The 18139-nt window shown below is 64.7% G+C and carries 15 protein-coding genes; 8 read left to right on the top strand and 7 right to left on the bottom strand.

The features are described from left to right. The first annotated feature begins 231 nt into the window (after positions 1-231). Positions 232-933, top strand: a complete 702-nt coding sequence (locus M2341_RS11055) for a response regulator transcription factor (protein WP_181559966.1) — start codon at positions 232-234, stop codon at positions 931-933. Beyond that, on the top strand, positions 930-2036 hold the full coding sequence (locus M2341_RS11050) for an ATP-binding protein (protein WP_264585266.1): 1107 nt from the start codon (positions 930-932) through the stop codon (positions 2034-2036). The genes M2341_RS11055 and M2341_RS11050 overlap by 4 nt, the downstream gene beginning before the upstream one ends. Before the next feature lie 9 nt (positions 2037-2045). Here M2341_RS11050 and ybaK read toward each other — a convergent pair whose 3' ends face one another. After that, positions 2046-2519, bottom strand: coding sequence for a Cys-tRNA(Pro) deacylase (gene ybaK / locus M2341_RS11045; protein WP_264585265.1), 474 nt, complete (start codon positions 2517-2519; stop codon positions 2046-2048). Between the two features lie 180 nt (positions 2520-2699). Here ybaK and M2341_RS11040 point away from each other — a divergent pair, with 180 nt between their 5' ends. Beyond that, positions 2700-4040: an HD-GYP domain-containing protein gene (locus M2341_RS11040; RefSeq protein ID WP_264585264.1), complete on the top strand. Its 1341-nt coding sequence runs from the start codon at positions 2700-2702 to the stop codon at positions 4038-4040. A gap of 18 nt (positions 4041-4058) precedes the next feature. Here the strand turns inward: M2341_RS11040 and M2341_RS11035 are convergent, their stop codons facing one another. Then, on the bottom strand, positions 4059-4976 hold the full coding sequence (locus tag M2341_RS11035) for a ketopantoate reductase family protein (protein ID WP_264585263.1): 918 nt from the start codon (positions 4974-4976) through the stop codon (positions 4059-4061). A gap of 161 nt (positions 4977-5137) precedes the next feature. Here M2341_RS11035 and M2341_RS11030 point away from each other — a divergent pair, with 161 nt between their 5' ends. Continuing rightward, entirely contained in the window at positions 5138-6022 is an 885-nt protein-coding gene (locus tag M2341_RS11030) for an SDR family oxidoreductase (protein ID WP_264585262.1), read from the top strand. A 19-nt stretch (positions 6023-6041) separates the two neighbouring features. On the opposite strand, the gene M2341_RS11025 is transcribed toward M2341_RS11030, so the two are convergent. Beyond that, entirely contained in the window at positions 6042-6467 is a 426-nt protein-coding gene (locus tag M2341_RS11025; RefSeq protein ID WP_264585261.1) for an SRPBCC family protein, read from the bottom strand. Positions 6468-6676: 209 nt separating this feature from the next. Between M2341_RS11025 and M2341_RS11020 the strand changes: the two genes are divergently transcribed. Then, entirely contained in the window at positions 6677-8149 is a 1473-nt protein-coding gene (locus tag M2341_RS11020; RefSeq protein ID WP_264585260.1) for an aldehyde dehydrogenase, read from the top strand. A 178-nt stretch (positions 8150-8327) separates the two neighbouring features. Here M2341_RS11020 and M2341_RS11015 read toward each other — a convergent pair whose 3' ends face one another. Together M2341_RS11015 and M2341_RS11010 are read right to left on the bottom strand one after the other, a co-directional pair. Then, complete coding sequence (locus tag M2341_RS11015; RefSeq protein WP_264573076.1) at positions 8328-8867, bottom strand: PEPxxWA-CTERM sorting domain-containing protein; 540 nt, start codon at positions 8865-8867, stop codon at positions 8328-8330. A 97-nt stretch (positions 8868-8964) separates the two neighbouring features. Then, the gene (locus M2341_RS11010; protein ID WP_319801051.1) at positions 8965-10974 is read right to left on the bottom strand and encodes a S9 family peptidase; all 2010 of its coding nucleotides are present in this window, start codon (positions 10972-10974) and stop codon (positions 8965-8967) included. Between the two features lie 266 nt (positions 10975-11240). Between M2341_RS11010 and M2341_RS11005 the strand changes: the two genes are divergently transcribed. Then, positions 11241-12233 (top strand): bile acid:sodium symporter family protein, encoded by a 993-nt coding sequence (locus M2341_RS11005; RefSeq protein WP_264570646.1) that lies wholly within the window; start codon positions 11241-11243, stop codon positions 12231-12233. 4 nt (positions 12234-12237) lie between these two features. Here the strand turns inward: M2341_RS11005 and M2341_RS11000 are convergent, their stop codons facing one another. After that, the gene (locus M2341_RS11000) at positions 12238-13206 is read right to left on the bottom strand and encodes a helix-turn-helix domain-containing protein (protein ID WP_264585259.1); all 969 of its coding nucleotides are present in this window, start codon (positions 13204-13206) and stop codon (positions 12238-12240) included. A gap of 122 nt (positions 13207-13328) precedes the next feature. Between M2341_RS11000 and M2341_RS10995 the strand changes: the two genes are divergently transcribed. After that, positions 13329-15356 (top strand): TonB-dependent receptor, encoded by a 2028-nt coding sequence (locus M2341_RS10995; protein ID WP_413715448.1) that lies wholly within the window; start codon positions 13329-13331, stop codon positions 15354-15356. Between the two features lie 92 nt (positions 15357-15448). Further along, entirely contained in the window at positions 15449-15976 is a 528-nt protein-coding gene (locus tag M2341_RS10990) for a cytochrome b (protein ID WP_264585258.1), read from the top strand. An 89-nt stretch (positions 15977-16065) separates the two neighbouring features. Here M2341_RS10990 and leuA read toward each other — a convergent pair whose 3' ends face one another. Further along, entirely contained in the window at positions 16066-17760 is a 1695-nt protein-coding gene (leuA, locus tag M2341_RS10985) for a 2-isopropylmalate synthase (RefSeq protein WP_264585257.1), read from the bottom strand. Between the last annotated feature and the right edge of the window lie 379 nt (positions 17761-18139).

Raw genomic sequence — 18139 nt, 5'->3', positions numbered from 1 at the left:
CCTCCTGAGCAGGCGGACAATACAAGCGCCATCGACGCGATAACGATATAGGCGCCGGAGCGCCTGGGGGGGCATTTTGTCATCATGTCCGACTCTTGATTTTTGCTTGTCCGCGCTGGCCCTTTGGGACTGGCTTGTCGAGGCAGTGTTGGTCAAGTGTAGAGAAATTGTGGAGGCCGGTGGCCCCCCGTTTGGAACTGCGGTAACGGCTTGAAGGCAGAAGGATATGCTATGGATGCCGAAAACGCGCTCGTGCTGGTCGCGGAAGACGAACCGGAAATCGCCGATGTCATCGCCGCCTATCTGGAGCGGGAAGGCTTCCGGACGGTTCGTGCCGCTGACGGGCGCACCGCGCTGGAACTGCACCTTGCCCTCAAGCCGGACCTCGTGATGCTCGATGTGCAGATGCCGCGGCTCAACGGCTGGGACGTGCTGGCCGAGTTGCGGCGTCGCGGCTCGACCCCTGTGATCATGCTGACCGCGCTTGATCAGGATATCGACAAGCTGCAAGCGCTGCGCATCGGCGCAGACGATTATGTCGTCAAGCCGTTCAATGCGCTGGAGGTGGCCGCAAGGGCGCGCGCCGTGCTGCGCCGGTCGGGTGGCAGCCGGGGCTCCACGCTGCGGGTCGGGCCCATCGAAATCGATATGGACAGCCATCTGGCCAGCGTGATCGTCGGGGACGATCCGCAGCGCGTGAGCCTGTCCCTCACCCTCACCGAGTTCCGCATTCTTGCGCACATGGCGCGCGCGCCCCGGCGGGCGTTCTCGCGTGGCGAGCTGGTCGATGCCTGCCTGCCGGGCGGCGATGCGCTCGACCGGACAGTGGATACGCATTTGAGCAAGCTGCGGCGCAAGCTGGAGGATGCCGGTGCGCATGGCTTCATCAACAATGTGCGCGGCGTCGGCTTTCGCCTGGCAGATATTTCATGAAGAAGCCGGCAGGCGGTCTGGGGCGGCAGATCGTGTTGTCCACGGTGATTTCCACGGTCGCTTCCGTGCTGATCACGATCATCGGCCTCTATATCTTTTATGGCGTCATCATCCGGGTGGCGCCGCATATGCTGTTTCCGCTGACGGACGACTGGCGCCCGCACGGCATTGAATGGCTGCTCATCGGGCTGTTCTGCGTCGTCTCGACCGGCATTGCCGTGCTGGTGGCGACGCGGCTGGCCCGGCGGATCGTTCAGCCACTGGTTTCGGTTGCGCAGACCGCGCGGATCATTGCGGACGGCAATATCAAGGTCCGTGCACGCAGCGATGACCGGGCGCCCACCGAGGCAACGATGCTGGTGGAGGACTTCAATCTCCTGGCCGACCGGCTGGAGCAGGCGGGGGAGGCCGTCCGCCGCTGGAACGCGACCATTGCCCATGAACTGCGCACGCCGGTGACGATCCTCTCCGGGCGTCTCCAGGGCCTTGCCGACGGGGTGTTCGCGCCCGATCCGCCGCTGCTGCGCTCGCTCGTCACGCAAGTGAATGCCCTGACCCGCTTGATCGAGGATCTGCGCACGGTGAGCCTCATGGAAGGCGGCCGGCTGGACATGCGCTTCCAGCAGGTCGATCTCGCCGAAGAAATGGAGACGGTCGTCCGGCTGATGCAGCCCGAGCTGGAAGCCGCGGGCTTCAGCATCGTCACCGCCTTCGACCGCGGCCTATGCTATGTCGATACCGCCCGTATTCGGCAGGCCCTGATGGCGCTGCTCGAGAACGCCCATCGCCATGCCGATCCCGGTCAATTGGCCGTGACGCTGCGCATCTCCTCGTCCAGCGTGCTCCTGAGCGTGATCGATGAAGGGCCAGGGATGACGGAGGAATTCGCCCGCCATGCCTTCGATCCGTTCCGTCGCTATATGGAGCAGGGCGGAGCGGCGAAAGGCAGCGGTCTTGGCCTCTCCGTGGTGCGCGGCATCGCCGAGGCGCATGGGGGCGCAGCGACCTACCGCACGGTCAATGGCGGCTCCTGCTTCACCCTCACCCTGTCGCGATGGAAGCCGCGCGGACCATCGGCGCCCATGGAAGGCGATTTCGCCTGATCCTGCGCGTCAGGCGGTGATGGCCGCAACCGTCGCGCCGAGCGCGGCGATCGCCTGATCTGGCGCCAAGCACAGCTGCAGGCCGCGCTGGCCGCCATTCAGATAAATGTGCGGCTGGGCCAAAGCGCTCTCGTCGATCACCGCGCGGATCGGCTTCATCTGGCCGAAGGGGCTGATGCCGCCGACCTTGTAGCCGCTCAGGCGCTCGGCATCGGCCGGCTTCATCATGGCAGCGCTCTTGGCGGAGAGGGCCGCGGCAAACTTCTTCATCGCCACTTCGCTGCTCGCCGGAACGATGGCGCAGGCCGGCTTGCCATCCACCAGCGTCATGAGCGTCTTGAAGACGCGCTCAGGTGGCTCGCCCAACGCCTCGGCAGCCTGCAAGCCGATATGGGCGGCAGCCGGATCATAATCGTAGAGATGGATGGTGAAGGCGATGCCGGCCTTGCTCAGCGCGCGAGTGGCGCGGGTTTCCTTTGCCATGCGCGCTGCGTGCTGCGTCCTGTTCACGATGTCAATGCAGCGCCGTTTCGTTCCTGGCCGCAAAAAGGCGGACAATCATGGTGCATGGACAAGGCGAACCATTAAATAACCATGGCTCTTAGCCGTTCAGTATCGTGCGGGCGCCATCGTCGTCGCTCGTACCCGACCGGCGGAGTCCAGATGCTCAAGAGAATCGATGTTGCTGACGTGAAACTCGGCATGTTCATTCACAAACTTGAAGGGCCGTGGCTCAAGCATCCGTTCTGGCGGACGAAATTCCTGCTGACCGACCCCCAAATCCTTGCCGACCTGCGCGCCAGCGAGGTCGAGGGCGTGATGATCGACATCGACAAGGGTGAGGACGTCGCGGGTGCGGGCGGTCCGCGTCCGCCGGCGACGACGCTGCGTCGACCGCTCGTGGCGGCGGGCTCCTCCGCCCCCTCGGGCGGTGTCGGTCTTGCCGAGCGGGTGCGCATGGAGCGGCTGCGCAAGCTGGTGCCGGAGCGCGCGAGCGGATCGAACGTCGTTCCGTTCAACCCCCGCTCCACAACGGCCTTGAGCGTCGGCGCGGAGGTGGGCCATGCCAAGGCCGTGGTGGCGCGGTCCAATCGCGTGATGAGCGCCGTCTTCGAGCAGGCGCGGCTGGGCAAGGCGATCTCGCGCGGGCAGGTGGAACCGGTGATCGAGGATCTCTTCGCCTCCGTGCAGCGCAATCCGCACGCCTTCAACGGCCTGATGCGCATCCGCCGCGAGAATAGTTCGCTCTACGCGCACGGCCTCGCCGTCAGCGCGCTGATGATCGCGCTGGGCCGGCAGATGGGCCTCGATGATGCTCGAGTGAAGGAAGCGGGCCTTGCCGGGCTGCTGATGGACGTGGGCATGGGCCATCTGCCCATTGACGTGGCGACGATCAGCGATGATCTGAGTGAGGGCGAGCGCAAGATCGTCGAGACGCATACCACGCTCGGCTATGAGTTCCTCCAGATGGGCGGCGAAATCGCCGAGGATGTCGCACTGGTCTGCCTTGAGCATCACGAGCGCTGCGATGGCTCCGGTTATCCCAACCAACTGACTGGCGAGAATATCAGCCTGTTTGGCCGCATGGCGGCGGTATGCGACGTCTATGACTCAATGACTTCCGACCGGCCGCATCGGCCACGGATCGACCCCAATGCTGCGCTCGGCCTGATGCGGGGCATGGAAGGCGAGCTGGATGACGAGATTCTCGATCACTTTATCGAGAGCGTGGGCGTCTACCCCATCGGCTCGGTGGTGCGCCTGAGCAACGGGCGCCTGGCGCTGGTGGTGGAGCAGAATGTCGGCGAATATACCACGCCGCGCGTCTGGAGCTTCTACGACATCGCCGCGCGCCGGGTGATCAAGCCGGAGGATATCGACCTGCGCCTGTGGAAAGGCCGCGTCGAGATCGCCTGCAGCGATGACGCTGCCGACTACGGCATCGACGATTTTCCGGCACTGCGAGAGATGGTCTTCAATGCGGCGTGCAAGGCGCTGCAATAAAAGATGTTATAGCTCGGATTATCGCCGGGCCATCTCCATCAACCGAACGAGATCGGCCATCGTCTGATTGCTGGGCGCGGGGACGCTGACCGCTTGGGCGCGGTCGCAGATGGCGCCGTTGATGAAGTCGATCTCGCTGGCACGGCCGGCAATCATGTCCTGCAGCATGGAAGCCTTGTGACCGCGATGTTCGGCCAGGGCATGGTCGATGCTGGCGGTGATGCGAGCATGGTCGACCGTCACCCCATGGGCCTTGGCCGTGGCCACCACCTCGTCGACGATCGCTGCGATGATGCGGCGGCCGGGGGCGTTGTCCACGCCGGCATTGGGCTGGCCGGTGACGGCGCCGAGCGGGTTGAGCGCGGCGTTGAAGGCGACCTTTTCCCAGATCGCGACATCGATGTCCGTGCTGTAGCGCGCGTCGAAACCGGCGCGGGCGAGCAGGGCGGTCGCGGCCTGCGCCGCTTGCGCGCCGGCCGGCGTCATCGCGCCCAACTCGACATGGCCGGTGCCGTGGGATTCCACACCATTGAGGCCATGGAGGTCGGCCGGAAGTGCGGCAATCCCCTTGAGGATCTGGTCCTGAGGAAAACTTTCCGCCACAATCTCCGGATTGCCAAGACCATTCTGGAGCGTGAGCACATAGGTGCCGCTGGCCGCGAGATGCGCGATCGACTGGATCGCCGAGCGGCTGTGCATCCCCTTGGTGAAGAGCAGAGCGAGATCGATGGGCGGCTGGGCATCGGCCGCAAGCCCGGCCCGCAGCGAGATGGTGCGCGTGCCATTGTCGTCGGTGAGGTGGATGCCGTCCCGGTCGATCGCTTCGATGCGGGTCTTGTCGACATCGATGAGCAGCACGTCCGCGCCGCTCTCGGCAATGCGCGCTGCGAACAGGCAGCCCATCGAACCCGCGCCGATCACCAAAATGGACTGCACCTGCGTCTCCTTATTCCATCGCTGCCCGGCAGCCTTCACGCGCCGCCCTGATGGCGTCCGGTCCGGCATGGGTCAAGCCGCTTGGCGCTGGTCATTCGGCGGGTTACCCTGTTTGCAATGCGTGGCGCTCAAAGGCGCACGGACCATGAGGAGAGGCGGGCATGAAGAATTTTGCGGGCAAGGTGGCCTTCGTGACGGGCGGGGCGAGTGGCATTGGCCTCGGCATGGCGCGCACGTTTCTGGCCGAGGGCATGAAGCTCGTTATCGCCGATTACAATCAGGACCATCTCGATGCCGCCCGCGAGCTGATGACGGGCAACAATGCCACGCACTTCATCAAGGTGGACGTGACCGACCGGGCCGCCCTGCGCGCAGCGGCGCAGGAGGCGCTGGACGTGTTCGGCAGGATCCACCTGCTGGCCAACAATGCTGGCGTCGGCGGCGGCGGTGCGGCGGATGATCCCGACTTTGAGGATTGGGACCGGACCATCGGCATCAATCTGGGCGGGGTGGTCAACGGCTGCAAGATCATCGTGCCGATCATCAAGGCGCAGGGCGAGGGCGGTCATGTCATCAACACAGCCTCCATGGCCGGCATGGTGCCGCTGCCCGGCGCCGGCGCCTATGCCGCGAGCAAATATGCCGTGCGTGGCTATACCCAGACACTCCGGCTCGATCTGGCGCCGCATGGCATCGGCGTGTCTTGCCTCTATCCGGGCGCGGTGCAGAGCGCGCTGATGCCGGTGCCGGAGGATGACAGCAGTGCCCCGCCGGGCGAGGAGGGCGTGTTCGTCAAGCGCTTCTGGGCTGCGATGCGCGCCGCCATGGACCCTCTGGAAATGGGCCGGCTGGTTGTCGAGGCGATCCGCGAGAACCGCCCGCACATCCTCACGCACAGCGAATTCCTGTCGGAAATGCGCGCGATGCATCAGGATCTGGAAGCGGCGTTCGTGACAGGTCTGCCGGTGCCCGAGGCACGGAGCAGTTTCGAGCGCTTCCGGCACGAGACGGTCGCGCGGCTCACGGCGATGGACGTGATCGACTGACCGTCGCCCATCGGGCGGGTCAGCCCGCCTGATGCGCCTGTTTGGCGTGGCGCGCGAAATTGTCGAGGATCGCTTGCCAGCCGTCCCGCTGTAAATCGCGGCTATGTTCGTCCTCCGGCTCGAACTGCACCTGAACATGGGTGCCATTTGCTTCGGACGCGAACGTCACGCGGGCGGCGCGCTCCCCGAACGCATATTCAATCAGGCGTTCCGGTTCGATGCGGGTGTAGGTGCCCGCGAAATCGAAGCCGACGCTGCCATCCTTGGCTTCCATGCGTGAGGAGAATGCGCCGCCTTCGCGCAGGTCGACGCTTGCTGCCGTCGTATGCCAGTCATCGGATGCCGCGTTCCACTGCATGATGTCTTCAGGCGTCGTGTAGCACCGCCAGACATGATCGATGGGCGCTTCCACAAGCGCTTCGACGGTGATCATCTCGCTGGTCATAATGGCTGATCTCTCCTTGCCGGCAGGCGTTCGCCCTCTCACCGGTTTGCGATGCCCTTCCGCTCCTTCTCCGGCACGGCCGGGCGCCCTGTCAATGCAGCATGAGGCAGGGATCGATCCGGAAAGTGGCCATCGCATGCTTGCGCCTTCGCGTGCCAATCGCCAATTAAGGCGCCACGAAGAGGACGTTCGATCTTAGGAGATTCGGCATGGAAAATTTCAACAAGACGATCAAAGGCATAAAGGATCGCGGCGCGGCGCAGCTGTTCATCGATGGCGAGTGGCGCAAGAGCAGCGGCACCAACGAGCTTTCGGTCGTCACCCCGCATGACGAGGAAACCGTCCTCACCTATTTCGAGCCGACCACGGCGGACGTGGACATCGCTGTCGCCGCTGCTCGCAAGGCGTTCGACACCGGCCCGTGGCCGCGCATGGCGCCCGCCGAGCGTGGCGTCTACCTCAATAAGGTCTCCGACATTCTGATGGCGCGGATGCCCGAGCTGGCGGAAGCCTGGACGGGCCAGGTCGGCGCCGTGATCGGCTTCTCCAGCAAGGCCAGCTATCAGGTGCCCGGCCTGTTCAAATTCTATGGCGAACTGTGCGACAGCTACAAGTTCGTCGATGAGCGCATCGGCTCGATGGGCGGCAACAAGGTGCGCGTGGTGAAGGAGCCAGTCGGCGTCGTCGCAGCGGTCACGCCGTGGAACGCGCCGCTGGTGCTGCTGGTCTACAAGGTCGCGGCCGCGCTCGCCGCAGGCTGCACCATGGTCTGCAAGCCCTCGCCGGAAACGCCGATCGACGCGCACATCCTCGCCGAGGCGATCAAGGAAGCGGGCATCCCCGCCGGCGTGTTCAACATGCTGCCGGCCGGGCGCGAGGTGGGCGATCACCTCATCCGCCATCCGGGTATCGACAAGATCAGCTTCACCGGTTCGACTGCGGCGGGCAAGCATATTGCCGGCGTCGCATCCGAGCGTCTGGCCCGCGTCAGCCTGGAGCTTGGCGGCAAGTCGGCGGCGATGATCCTCGACGATGCCGATATGGACCATGTGCTCAAGAGCCTTGTGCCCTACTCCATGCCGATCACCGGGCAGGTCTGCTTCTCGCTGACCCGCGTGCTGGTGCCCAAGAGCCGCAAGAGCGAGATCATCGACGCCTATACGAGCGCCGTCTCCAAGGTGAAGGTCGGCGATCCGTTCGAGGCCGATACCGGCATGGGTCCGCTCACCATGCAGCGCCAGCTTGATCGCGTGCAGGGCTATATCGCCAAGGGCAAGGCCGAGGGCGCCAAGCTAGCGCTGGGTGGTGGTCGCCCGGCGGACCTCAATCGCGGCTTCTTCATCGAGCCGACCGTGTTCACCGATGTCGATCCGAGCATGACGATCTTCCAGGAAGAGATTTTCGGCCCGGTCGTCTCGTTCGTGGATTACGACAATGAGGCGGACATGATCGCCAAGGCCAATGACACCGTCTACGGTCTGCACGGCGCGATCTACACGCAGGATGCCGAGCGCGGCTTTGCCGTCTCGCGCGAGTATCGCGCCGGTTCGGTGACGATCAACGGCATGATGGTGGACATCCACATGCCCTTCGGCGGCTTCAAGCAGTCCGGCCTCGGTCGCGATGGCGGCATCGAAGGTCTCGAAAACTACACCGAGACGAAGGCGGTTTACTTCGCCTGATCTGGTAGGACGCCCGCCCGCGATTGTTGCGGGCGGGCGCTGGCATCAGTTCTAGCTCAGCCAAGACGCTCTTGTGCTCCTGCGAAGGCAGGAGCCCAGGGCGATAGTGTGCTGCGGTTGGGCCCTGGGCTCCTGCCTTCGCAGGAGCACGGGTGGTACCGGTCGGGAGGTTCGGTCCTCAGGCCCGCGCCAAGCTCAACGACATCTCCCGCCGCCTAATCATCGCACCCACCAGCGCCAGGCCTCCCATCATCATGGCCCAGCTTGCGGGTTCGGGGACGAAGGAGCCGAAGCGGATATAGGGGAAGGGTTCGGCCGGCCAGCTCTCATCCTGCCACATGCGCGCGCTGGTGATCGTCAGATCAGCGCGATCAAACACCTCGTAGCCGGACATGAAGACGCCGCCGCCCTGCGTGGCGTGAAACAGCCCATCGAAGGGATCAACCGTCTCCGGCCCGAACGAAAAGCCGATGTCCCAGCGCGTCACATGGCCGAACAGGGCGGAATAGGTGAAATCGCCGGGCATGGTGCCACCGCCATTGCCGCCCACCGCGAGATCGCCGCTCGCGAAAAACGTCGTCTTGCCCAGATAGGTCGTGGTCTGCGCGACCTGATCGATCCGGTACACATCGGCAGTGCCGCTGATCTCGAATGGGGTGATGGCATGAGCGGGGAGAGACAGGGTGGCCAGAGCGGCCGCGAGCACAGGCTTCAACATGGAACGCCTCCCTAAAGGATGCGCCAGACTGTCTCATTTTCGAACATGCGCCTAGAGCGCGGCAGGCCGGGCGGCACCGGCCTGCCTTTGTTTCGAGTTACTTCAGCGCATCGCTCAGGCCCGGCAGCATGTCTGCGCCGGCCAGCACCTTGGCGCTCGATTCCTTCACCGTGGCGCCGATCGGCTCTGCACGGCCGCCGAGGCAGGCCGAGAGGAAGCTCTCGGTGATCGCATTGAAGGCGATATTGTTCTGCGGCTTGGCGAAGCCGTGGCCCTCGTCCGGGTAGAGCACATAGGTGACGGGAATGTTATTGGCTTTCATCGCCTCGACGATCTGGTCGCTCTCCGCCTGCTTCACGCGCGGGTCGTTGGCGCCCTGGCCGATGAGCAGCGGCTTGCTGATCTGGCCCGCCTTGTGCAGCGGCGAGGCCGCCTTGAGCAGCGCCAGCCCCTCGGGCGTATTGGGATTGCCCATGCGCTGGTGAAATTGCTCGATGCCGGCGGTCCAATAGGGCGGGATGGTGTTCAGCAGCGTCTCCAGATTGGAGGGGCCGACGATATCGACGCCACAGGCAAAGGCGTCCGGCGTGAAGGCAAGGCCGGCGAGCGTCGCATAGCCGCCATAGCTGCCGCCCATGATCGCGACCTTGTCCTTGGCTGTGATGCCCTTGCTGACTGCCCAATCGACCGCGTCGATCAGGTCGTCATGCATCTTGAGGCCCCATTGCAGGTTGCCCGCTGTGATGAAGCTTTTGCCAAAGCCTGTCGAACCGCGGAAATTGACCGACAGCACAGCATAGCCGCGATTGGCCAGCCACTGGTGATAGCTGTTATAGCCAAAGCTGTCCCGCGCCCACGGCCCACCATGGACGAGAAGGACCATCGGCGCCGGCTTGTCCGGCACGCCGTCGCCATCCGCGTCGCTGCCCGGCGGCAGGGTGAGGTAGGAGACCAGAGTGAGGCCGTCGCGTGCGGGGATCTCCCGCGCATGCATGGGCACCAGCGGCGCGCCTTCCAGATCGGGGCGGCTGACATAGAGCTTGGTGAGCGCGCCTTTCTTGCGGTCGTACAGCCAGGCGGCGGCCGGCGCCGTGACCGGATCGTTGTAGATCGTCCAGACGCTATCGTCGCGGGTGCGGGAGGTGACCTGGAAATCGCCCTTCAGCCGCTCGCGCAGCCAAGCCAGCGACTGGCCGACATCCGGGTCGATCGCCGTCCATTCGGTGGTCAGATACTCCACCGAATAAGCCTCGATCTCGCCGGTTACGGGATCGGCCATGGCGCCGCCGACATCGGCCTTGTCATTGGCGGCCAGCACCTGGCTCTTCCCCGTGGCGACGTCCTGCGCAATCAAAGCTGCGGTGTCGCGGCCCCGGCTGTCCAGCCAGTAGAGCGTCTTGCCATCCGTGGTGAAGCCGGCGGGCTGGGTGGTCAGGGCATCTTCCAGCGTGGTGCGGGAGAGGGGCTTGTCTTCCACGACGTTGTTCGTGACCCGGAAGAAATCATAGCCACCCTCGGCATTGGGCCGCAGTGCCATGCGCAGCACGAGATTATTGTCGGCGAGGAAGCCGGCATAGCCATCACCCCGGATGACCTCGGTCAGCGCCCCGGTCTTCAGGTTGAGGCTGTAGACATCATGCCAGCGCTCGTCGCGGTTGTTGATGCCGACGAGAATGCGGTCGCTGATCGTGGTGGAGGTGCCGACGATCATCACGCGCGTTTTCTCGAAGGGCGTGAGCAGCTTCTCGGCGCCGGTGGCGACATCGACCCCGTAGAGCAGGTAATTCTCGTCCCCGCCCTTGTCCTGCACATAGAGCAGCATGGCGGAATCGGCCGTCCAGTAGTGCACGCCGATGGGCCGGTCCTTCTCCGCCGTCATCGGCTTGGCCTGATCGGGATGGTCGGCCGGGGCGACCCAGATGTTCATCACGCCATCGCGCGGCGCGAGCCAGGAAAGATATTTGCCATCCGGGCTCACCCGCAGCTGGGCGCGATCCGGGTTGCCGAACAGGCGCTGCCGCTCGATGATCGGCGCATCCTGCGCGAAGCTCGCCGTCGCGGGCACGCCGCCGGCAGCCAGCATGAAACCAAGGGCAAATGTCGTCACGCAGGTCGGCCTCTTCATAAAGCATGTCTCTCGATGGGCCGGTCATCCGCTAAGAAAGAGGGGAGCCGGCTGTTTCGGAATAGCGCGAGCATATCGAATGGTTCCGCGACGGGCTAGCCGGCTGAGGCTTTTGGATGGCGGGCTAAGGCGTGCGGCAACCGTCCGCGGGGTTTGCCGACTAGAATTTGTGCGCCATGAGCCTATGGGCTTTGCCGGGATGGCCCTAAGGGTGCCTGCCAGACATTCATCCGATTGGGGGATAGCAATTGAAAAAGACCGGTCGCCTTGCCTGGCTGAAGATCGACCGCTTCACGCTGATGCTGTTGGGCACGCTGTTGCTGGCGAGCTTTTTGCCGGCGCGCGGCAGTCTGGTGCCGGCGGTGGATCTGCTCGGCAAGGTGCTGGTGATTGCGCTGTTCTTCATTCACGGCGCGCGTCTGCCGCGCGAGGCGGTGGTCGGCGCCATTGGCCAGTGGAAGCTGCAACTGCTCATTCTTGCGGCGACCTTCGCGCTGTTTCCGCTGATCGGCATCGCCCTCAAGCCGCTCTCCGGGCCGGTCATCGAGCCGATGCTGTTCACTGGCATTCTCTTCCTGTGCTGCCTGCCCTCGACGGTGCAGTCGTCCATCGCGCTGACGTCGATTGCACGGGGGAACGTGCCGGCAGCGGTGTGTGCGGCGGCGGCCTCCAATCTTGCCGGCGTGGTTTTTACACCGCTGCTGACCGGCCTGCTGCTGGCGAGCAGCGCTGCGATCAACATGGATGCCGTCTGGGCAATCGTGGGCCTGATCCTGATCCCCTTCGCCATCGGTCAGGCGCTGCACGGCTGGATCGGCGCCTGGCTGCTGCGCCACAAGATGCTGACCTCCTTCGTGGATCGCGGCGCCATATTGGTGATGGTCTATGGGGCGTTCGGCAAGGCGGTGACCGGCGGCCTTTGGCAGGCGATCTCCGGCATCGACATCGCCATTCTGCTTGGCTTCTGCCTGCTCATTCTGGCCGTGGTCGTCATCGTGCTGCGGCTGGCGGCGCGGCTGACCGGCCTGGCGCGTCCTGACGAGGCTTCGCTGGTCTTCTGCGGCTCGGTCAAGTCGCTGGCAACGGGCGTGCCGATGGCCAATGTGCTTTTCCCCGCAGCCATGGCCGGCGCCGTCGTCCTGCCGGTAATGATGTTCCACATCGTCCAGCTCGTGACCGGCGCGTTCCTGGCACGCGCTTATGAACGCCGCGCGATTGCGGCGGCACCGGACGAATCCTGACTGGTCAGTGAGCCAAAGGACGGGCGAGGGCGCGCCATTGCCCGGGCGTCGTCTCGAACCGGCGCTTGAAGGCGCGGGCGAAATGGGCCGGGTCTTCGAAGCCGTTGGCAAAAGCGATCTGCGAGATCGAGGCGCCCGCCCAGCGTGCATCGCGCAGATCGTCGGCAGCGCGCTGCAGGCGGCGATTCCAGATTTGCCCGGTGATCGAGACGCCGAGCGCATCGCGCATCAGCTGATCGAGCCGGCGGCGGCTAATATGCTGCGCCTGCGCGATCTGTTCGGCGGTCAGGCCGGGGATCGAGAGATTGAGCTCGATATAGTCGAGCGCTTTCTGCACACGCCAGTGGACGTTCTCCAACTCCACCGCGAGGCCGGAGGTGGCGCCAAGGAGCTGGATGACGGCATTCATCGCCGCGTGCTGCTGCGCCTCACGCAGGTCGCCCGCCACGCGCAGCAGGTGCAGCACGGTATGAGCGAGCAGGGAGGTGCCGGCATCACGCCCGGGAATGAGCGTGGCGACGAGATGCTCCATGTCCGGAAAGCGGCTCATCACCAGCGCGCGGGGCATGCGCAGCAGCAGCAGCTGGCTGTAATCCAGCCCGCACAGGCGGAATGGGTAACGCTCGTCGATAAAGCAGATGTCGCCCGGCGCCATTTCGCACTGGCGTTGCCGTTGGGTAGCAAGAGAGCTGCCTTCCGCCTGCAACATCATGGTAAGAAACTGGTGGGATTCCGGGCTGCCGGTGGGCGCGTATGTCACCTCGGCCGGGGCGGAGGACACGGCGAACAGCGCGCCCGGGCCAACACGGCGATGCAGGATTGCCCCGATTGTGGGATTGGCCTCGATCGCCTGTACGCACAGGCCGGGAAAAACATTAGGCGCCGCGCCAGCCCATATGTCCGCGCGCTTGGCCCGATCAAAGCCGCTCAGGTCGACAACCGAGGATAGACCCTCGAGATTGACTGCTTCCATCTCCTCAACTCCAATCCTGTATTGAGACAGGTGCCGAGCCTTGTCAAAGCAAATGGTCAGACATCCCCGCTTATTTATCGCGGCGTTGCCAAGGCCGGGCCGATCCGGCATGGCCCGGCCCCATGATGACCCACTATCGCTTTATCGTGCTGCTCAGCGGCACCAGTCTGCTGCTCTCCATGCCCCTTCACGCGCAGGAAACCGGCCCGGATGTGGTGGTGCTGGGGCAGGGGCTCGCGCTGCCGCCGGGCACGCCGGCTTATGGATCGGTGACGCTCGAGAAGACGCGGCTGGCGGAAGATGCATCCGGCACCATCGAAAATGCATTGGGCGATGTCGCCGGCTTCCAGCAGTTCCGACGGTCGGACAGCCGCTCGGCCAATCCTTCGGCGCAGGGCGTCACGCTGCGCGCGCTGGGCGGCAATGCGACCAGCCGGGCGGTCGTGCTGCTCGATGGCGTGCCGCTGGCCGATCCCTTCTTCGGATCCATTCCGTTCAATGCCCTGCCGCTCGACGGGATCGGCGCAGCGCGGATCACCCGGGGTGGTGGTGCGGGGAGCTTCGGGGCCGGCACGGTCGCCGGCAGCATCGAGCTGTTCAGCGCTGATCGCACGCAATTGCCGCGCTATAGCGCCCGGGCGCTCTATGGCTCGCGCAATGCCCAGCAGATCGAGGCGAGCCTTAGTCCCGATCTCGGCAGCGGCTTCGTCTCCATCTCCGGCAGCTATGCGCGGGGCGATGGCTTCTGGACGACGCCTGCGAACCAGCGCGTCGCGGCCAGCGTTCCGGCGGGCTACGAGACATGGGCGGTGAGCGCGCGGGGCGTTGCCGCCGTGGGCGAGACGAGCGAGATTCAGGCGCGGATCGGCCTTTTTCGCGATGACCGGACCTTGCGCTTCGCCGGGGCCGATAGCGCGCAGGAAGGGCAGGACGCCAGCCTCCGTTATGTGGGGCGCGGCGACTGGCAGGTCGAGGCGCTGGGCTATGTGCAACTGCGCAACTTCAGCAACATCGTGGTCAGCGCGACGAGCTTTCGCCCGACGCTGAACCAGCGCAACACCCCGTCGACAGGGCTCGGCGGCAAGCTGGAGGTGCGCCCGCCGGTGGGCGAGGATCATCTGCTGCGGATCGGCGCCGATAGCCGGTTCGCGAGCGCAGACATGTATGAGGAGGCGCTTAACGCCACGACCGGCGCCGCGACTGCGCGGCGTGAAGCCAGCGGGCGGCAGGTCACGAGCGGGATCTATGTGGAGGATGACTGGTCGCACGGGCGCCTCATCCTGACCGGTGGCGCGCGCCTCGACTATTGGCGGATCAGCGGAGGGCGCTTCACCGAGCGAACGCCGGCCTCCGGCGCAGTCAGGACGGTGACTTATGCCGACCGCGAGGATTGGGAAGGCAGCTTCCGCGCGGGACTAATCTGGCAGGCGACGCCGGGAGTCGCTTTGCGCGCAGCGGGCTATACCAGCTTCCGCCTGCCGACGATCAACGAGCTGTATCGCGGCTTCACGGTGTTTCCGGTGACGACGCAGGCCAATGCCGATCTCGCACCCGAGCGGCTGCGCGGTGTCGAGGCCGGGTTCGATCTGACCCCGGCGCCCGGCCTGACGCTCTCCGCCACCGCCTTCTACAATCATCTGGCCGATGCCGTCGCGAACGTGACGATCGGCACCAATCTGCGCCAGCGCCGCAATGTCGATGCGATTGTGGCGAAGGGCGTGGAAGTGAGCGGGACGATGACGCTCGGGGATTTCGATCTCTCGGCATCCTATGCCTATAATGACAGCCGCGTGGAGGCGAGCGGCGCGGCATCCCAACTCGATGGCCTGCAACCGGCACAAAGCCCGCGCCACGGCGCCAGCGCCACGCTGGGCTGGCACGCGCCCGGCATTGCCCGCCTCGCGCTCACCGTCCGCCATGTCGGCCCGCAATATGAGGACGATCTGCAGGCCGACCGGATGCCCCCTGCGACGACACTCGACGGCTATGCCCGCGTGCCCCTGACCGGCCGGATGGCGCTGGTCGGCCGGGTCGAGAATCTGTTCGACGAGCGCGTGGTGACCCGACAGGTGACCTCGACCAACGGCGCCGTGAGCACAGACCTCGGCACGCCGCAGACCTTCTGGCTCGGCATCCAGATCGCGGGATAGCGCCTCCGTCGCCCTCGCATATTTGAGCGGCCTCTTGCGCAGCGGGGCCCTTGTCCGCATTCTGCCCATTGTTGGGCATGTTGGAGGACGTGATGGGGACTTACGCGGGGGTGCGCTATTCCATGGTGGCGATCTGGCTGCACTGGATCATTGCGCTGCTGATTATCGCCAATATCGCGATCGGCATCGGGCACGATCCGCTGGGTGCGGTGATCCCCGGCGTCATGAATATCCATAAGTCGATCGGGCTGACCGTCCTCGTCCTGTCCGTACTGGCGCTGCTCTGGCGCCTGATGAACAGCCCGCCGCCGCTGCCGACGACCATATCCAGACGCACCAAGCGCGCGGCGGCGTTGATGCACCGTTTGCTCTATGCGCTGATGATCCTCATGCCGCTCACCGGCTGGATCATGTCCTCCGCCGGTCCGCGTCCGCTTAACTGGTTCAACGTCTTCGACGTGCCCAAATTCGCGGTGGCGCGGGGCGATGCCATCGTAACTGTGGCCGGTTCGCATGAGGTGCTTGGGCTCATCTTCGGGGCGCTGGTGATCGGCCATATCGGCGCGGCGCTGTGGCACCAGTTCATCCGGCGGGATGGGCTGATTATCCGGATGGTGTGAGGCTGCGGGCCTAACCTGTGCGGGATATGAAAAACCCGGCCGGAGGATGCTCCGGCCGGGTTTATCGATGCTCTGAAGGATTGGGCCGGTCAGGCAGCCTTTGCTGCAGCATTCTGGCGGCGGTAATAGGCGTTCACGACCGACAGCACGGCCTTCACCGATGCCGTCGCCACGTCTTCATCCGTGCCGACCCCGAAGAATGTGGTGCCATCATCGGTGCGGCATTCGACATAAGCGGCCGCGCGGACGTTGCCGCCGGTACCGATGGCGTGCTCATTATAGTCGACCACGTCCAGCCCGATGCCGAGTTCATCGCGCAGGGCCGAGAGGGCCGACGAAATCAGGCCATTGCCCCGGCCAGATATGCTGCGCTCCGTGCCATCATGGACGATCTTGCCGGTGAACACGCGGTTCCCGGCGGGCCCGCTCTCGACATAATCGACCAGCGCATAGGGCTGCGCGCCGGTGAGGCAGTAATGCTGCTCGAACGCCTCCCAGATGTCGGCGGCATGCAGCTCACGGCTGGACTTGTCCGCCATGTCCTGCACCACCTTGGAGAAATCGCCCTGCATCCGCTTGGGCAGCTTGAGGCCCTTGTCCTGCTGCAGCACCCAGGCGACGCCGCCCTTGCCGGACTGCGAGTTGACGCGGATCACGGCTTCATAGGAGCAGCCGATATCCGCCGGATCGATGGGCAGATAAGGCACGTCCCAGATCTCGTCATTGCGCTGTTCCTGCGCGGCGAAACCCTTCTTGATCGCATCCTGATGGCTGCCGGAGAAGGCGGTGAACACCAGATCGCCGGCATAAGGATGGCGCGGATGGACGGGGAGCTGGTTGCAATAGGTCACCGTCTGCACGACCTCCTCCATGTTGGAGAAGTCGAGGCCGGGCGAGACGCCCTGCGTGTAGAGGTTGAGCGCCACGGTCACCAGATCGCAATTGCCGGTGCGCTCGCCATTGCCGAACAGACAGCCCTCGACGCGGTCGGCGCCGGCCATCAGGCCCAGCTCCGCCGCTGCCACGCCAGTGCCCCGGTCGTTATGCGGGTGCAGCGAGATGACCACGCTGTCGCGGTCCCGGATATGGCGGCAGAACCATTCGATCTGGTCCGCATAGATATTGGGCGTCGCGGCCTCGACCGTGGCGGGCAGGTTGAGGATCAGCGGCTTCTCCTGCGTGGGCTGGAGAATGTCCATCACCGCCTCGCAGCACTCCAGGCTGAAATCCAGCTCGGCGGTGGAGAAGGTTTCGGGGCTATACTCGAAGCGCCAGTCGGTGTTCGGCTGCTTGGCGGCCTCGTCGCGAATGATCTTGGCGGCATCGACGGCGATCTGCTTGATCTGCGGCCGCTCCATGTTGAACACGATCCGCCGCCACGCCGGAGAGACGGCGTTGTAGACGTGGACGATAGCCTGCCGTGCACCCTGCAGGCTTTCGAAGGTGCGCTCGATGAGGTCGCGGCGGGCCTGGGTGAGCACCTGGATGATCACGTCATCCGGGATGCGGCCCGATTTGACGAGGCCGGAGATGAAATCGAACTCGGTCGCGCCGGCCGAGGGGAAGCCGACCTCGATTTCCTTGAGGCCGACGCGGGTCAGCAGCTCGAAGAAGCGGGTCTTCTTCTCGGTATCCATCGGATCGATCAGCGCCTGATTGCCATCGCGCAGATCGGTCGAGAGCCAGCGGGGCGGCTGCGTGATCGTGCGCGAGGGCCACTGCCGGTCGGGCAGGTCCACTTGCGGGAAGGGACGGTATTTCTGTGACGGGTCGCTCAGCATCATGGTTCGGACATTTCATTGTTCACAGCCAAATGCACGCAGGCGCTATCCATTTGCACTGATGAGGATCTGATTCTGTGGCTAAAAGGCCCTTAGGCGCAGCGGGCCGCCTGCGGCAACCGCTTGGGTATCGCGCCTAAGGGCGCGTAAGTCGCGTAAGGCGAAGGGCCAGCCAAAAGTCCATGCGCGCTCCCATGCACGGAAAATCACCATCCGTCCAGCATGAAGTAGGAAAACGGCGGTAATCGGCCATATTTTTCGCGGTGCGTCAATCCGCTGCAGCGCCTTGCCCAGATATTTTTAACCGCGCGGAACGCGATCGTCCCTCCCGCGATTTTTACTCTTGATTTTGAATTTCCCCGGCTCACTATGCTGCAATGCA

Source organism: Sphingobium sp. B7D2B (assembly GCF_025961895.1).
Taxonomy (GTDB): domain Bacteria; phylum Pseudomonadota; class Alphaproteobacteria; order Sphingomonadales; family Sphingomonadaceae; genus Sphingobium.
Note: the sequence above shows the minus strand (reverse complement) of the source record. Positions and strands in the feature narration are given on the sequence as shown.

Excerpts from the sequence above, each read along its gene's own strand:
- M2341_RS11055 (WP_181559966.1), top strand. The coding sequence starts at position 232 with ATGGATGCCGAAAACGCGCTCGTGCTGGTCGCGGAAGACGAACCGGAA.
- M2341_RS11050 (WP_264585266.1), top strand. The coding sequence starts at position 930 with ATGAAGAAGCCGGCAGGCGGTCTGGGGCGGCAGATCGTGTTGTCCACG.
- ybaK (WP_264585265.1), bottom strand. The coding sequence starts at position 2,519 with ATGGCAAAGGAAACCCGCGCCACTCGCGCGCTGAGCAAGGCCGGCATC.
- M2341_RS11040 (WP_264585264.1), top strand. The coding sequence starts at position 2,700 with ATGCTCAAGAGAATCGATGTTGCTGACGTGAAACTCGGCATGTTCATT.
- M2341_RS11030 (WP_264585262.1), top strand. The coding sequence starts at position 5,138 with ATGAAGAATTTTGCGGGCAAGGTGGCCTTCGTGACGGGCGGGGCGAGT.
- M2341_RS11025 (WP_264585261.1), bottom strand. The coding sequence starts at position 6,467 with ATGACCAGCGAGATGATCACCGTCGAAGCGCTTGTGGAAGCGCCCATC.
- M2341_RS11020 (WP_264585260.1), top strand. The coding sequence starts at position 6,677 with ATGGAAAATTTCAACAAGACGATCAAAGGCATAAAGGATCGCGGCGCG.
- M2341_RS11015 (WP_264573076.1), bottom strand. The coding sequence starts at position 8,867 with ATGTTGAAGCCTGTGCTCGCGGCCGCTCTGGCCACCCTGTCTCTCCCC.
- M2341_RS11000 (WP_264585259.1), bottom strand. The coding sequence starts at position 13,206 with ATGGAAGCAGTCAATCTCGAGGGTCTATCCTCGGTTGTCGACCTGAGC.
- M2341_RS10995 (WP_413715448.1), top strand. The coding sequence starts at position 13,329 with ATGATGACCCACTATCGCTTTATCGTGCTGCTCAGCGGCACCAGTCTG.
- M2341_RS10990 (WP_264585258.1), top strand. The coding sequence starts at position 15,449 with ATGGGGACTTACGCGGGGGTGCGCTATTCCATGGTGGCGATCTGGCTG.
- leuA (WP_264585257.1), bottom strand. The coding sequence starts at position 17,760 with ATGATGCTGAGCGACCCGTCACAGAAATACCGTCCCTTCCCGCAAGTG.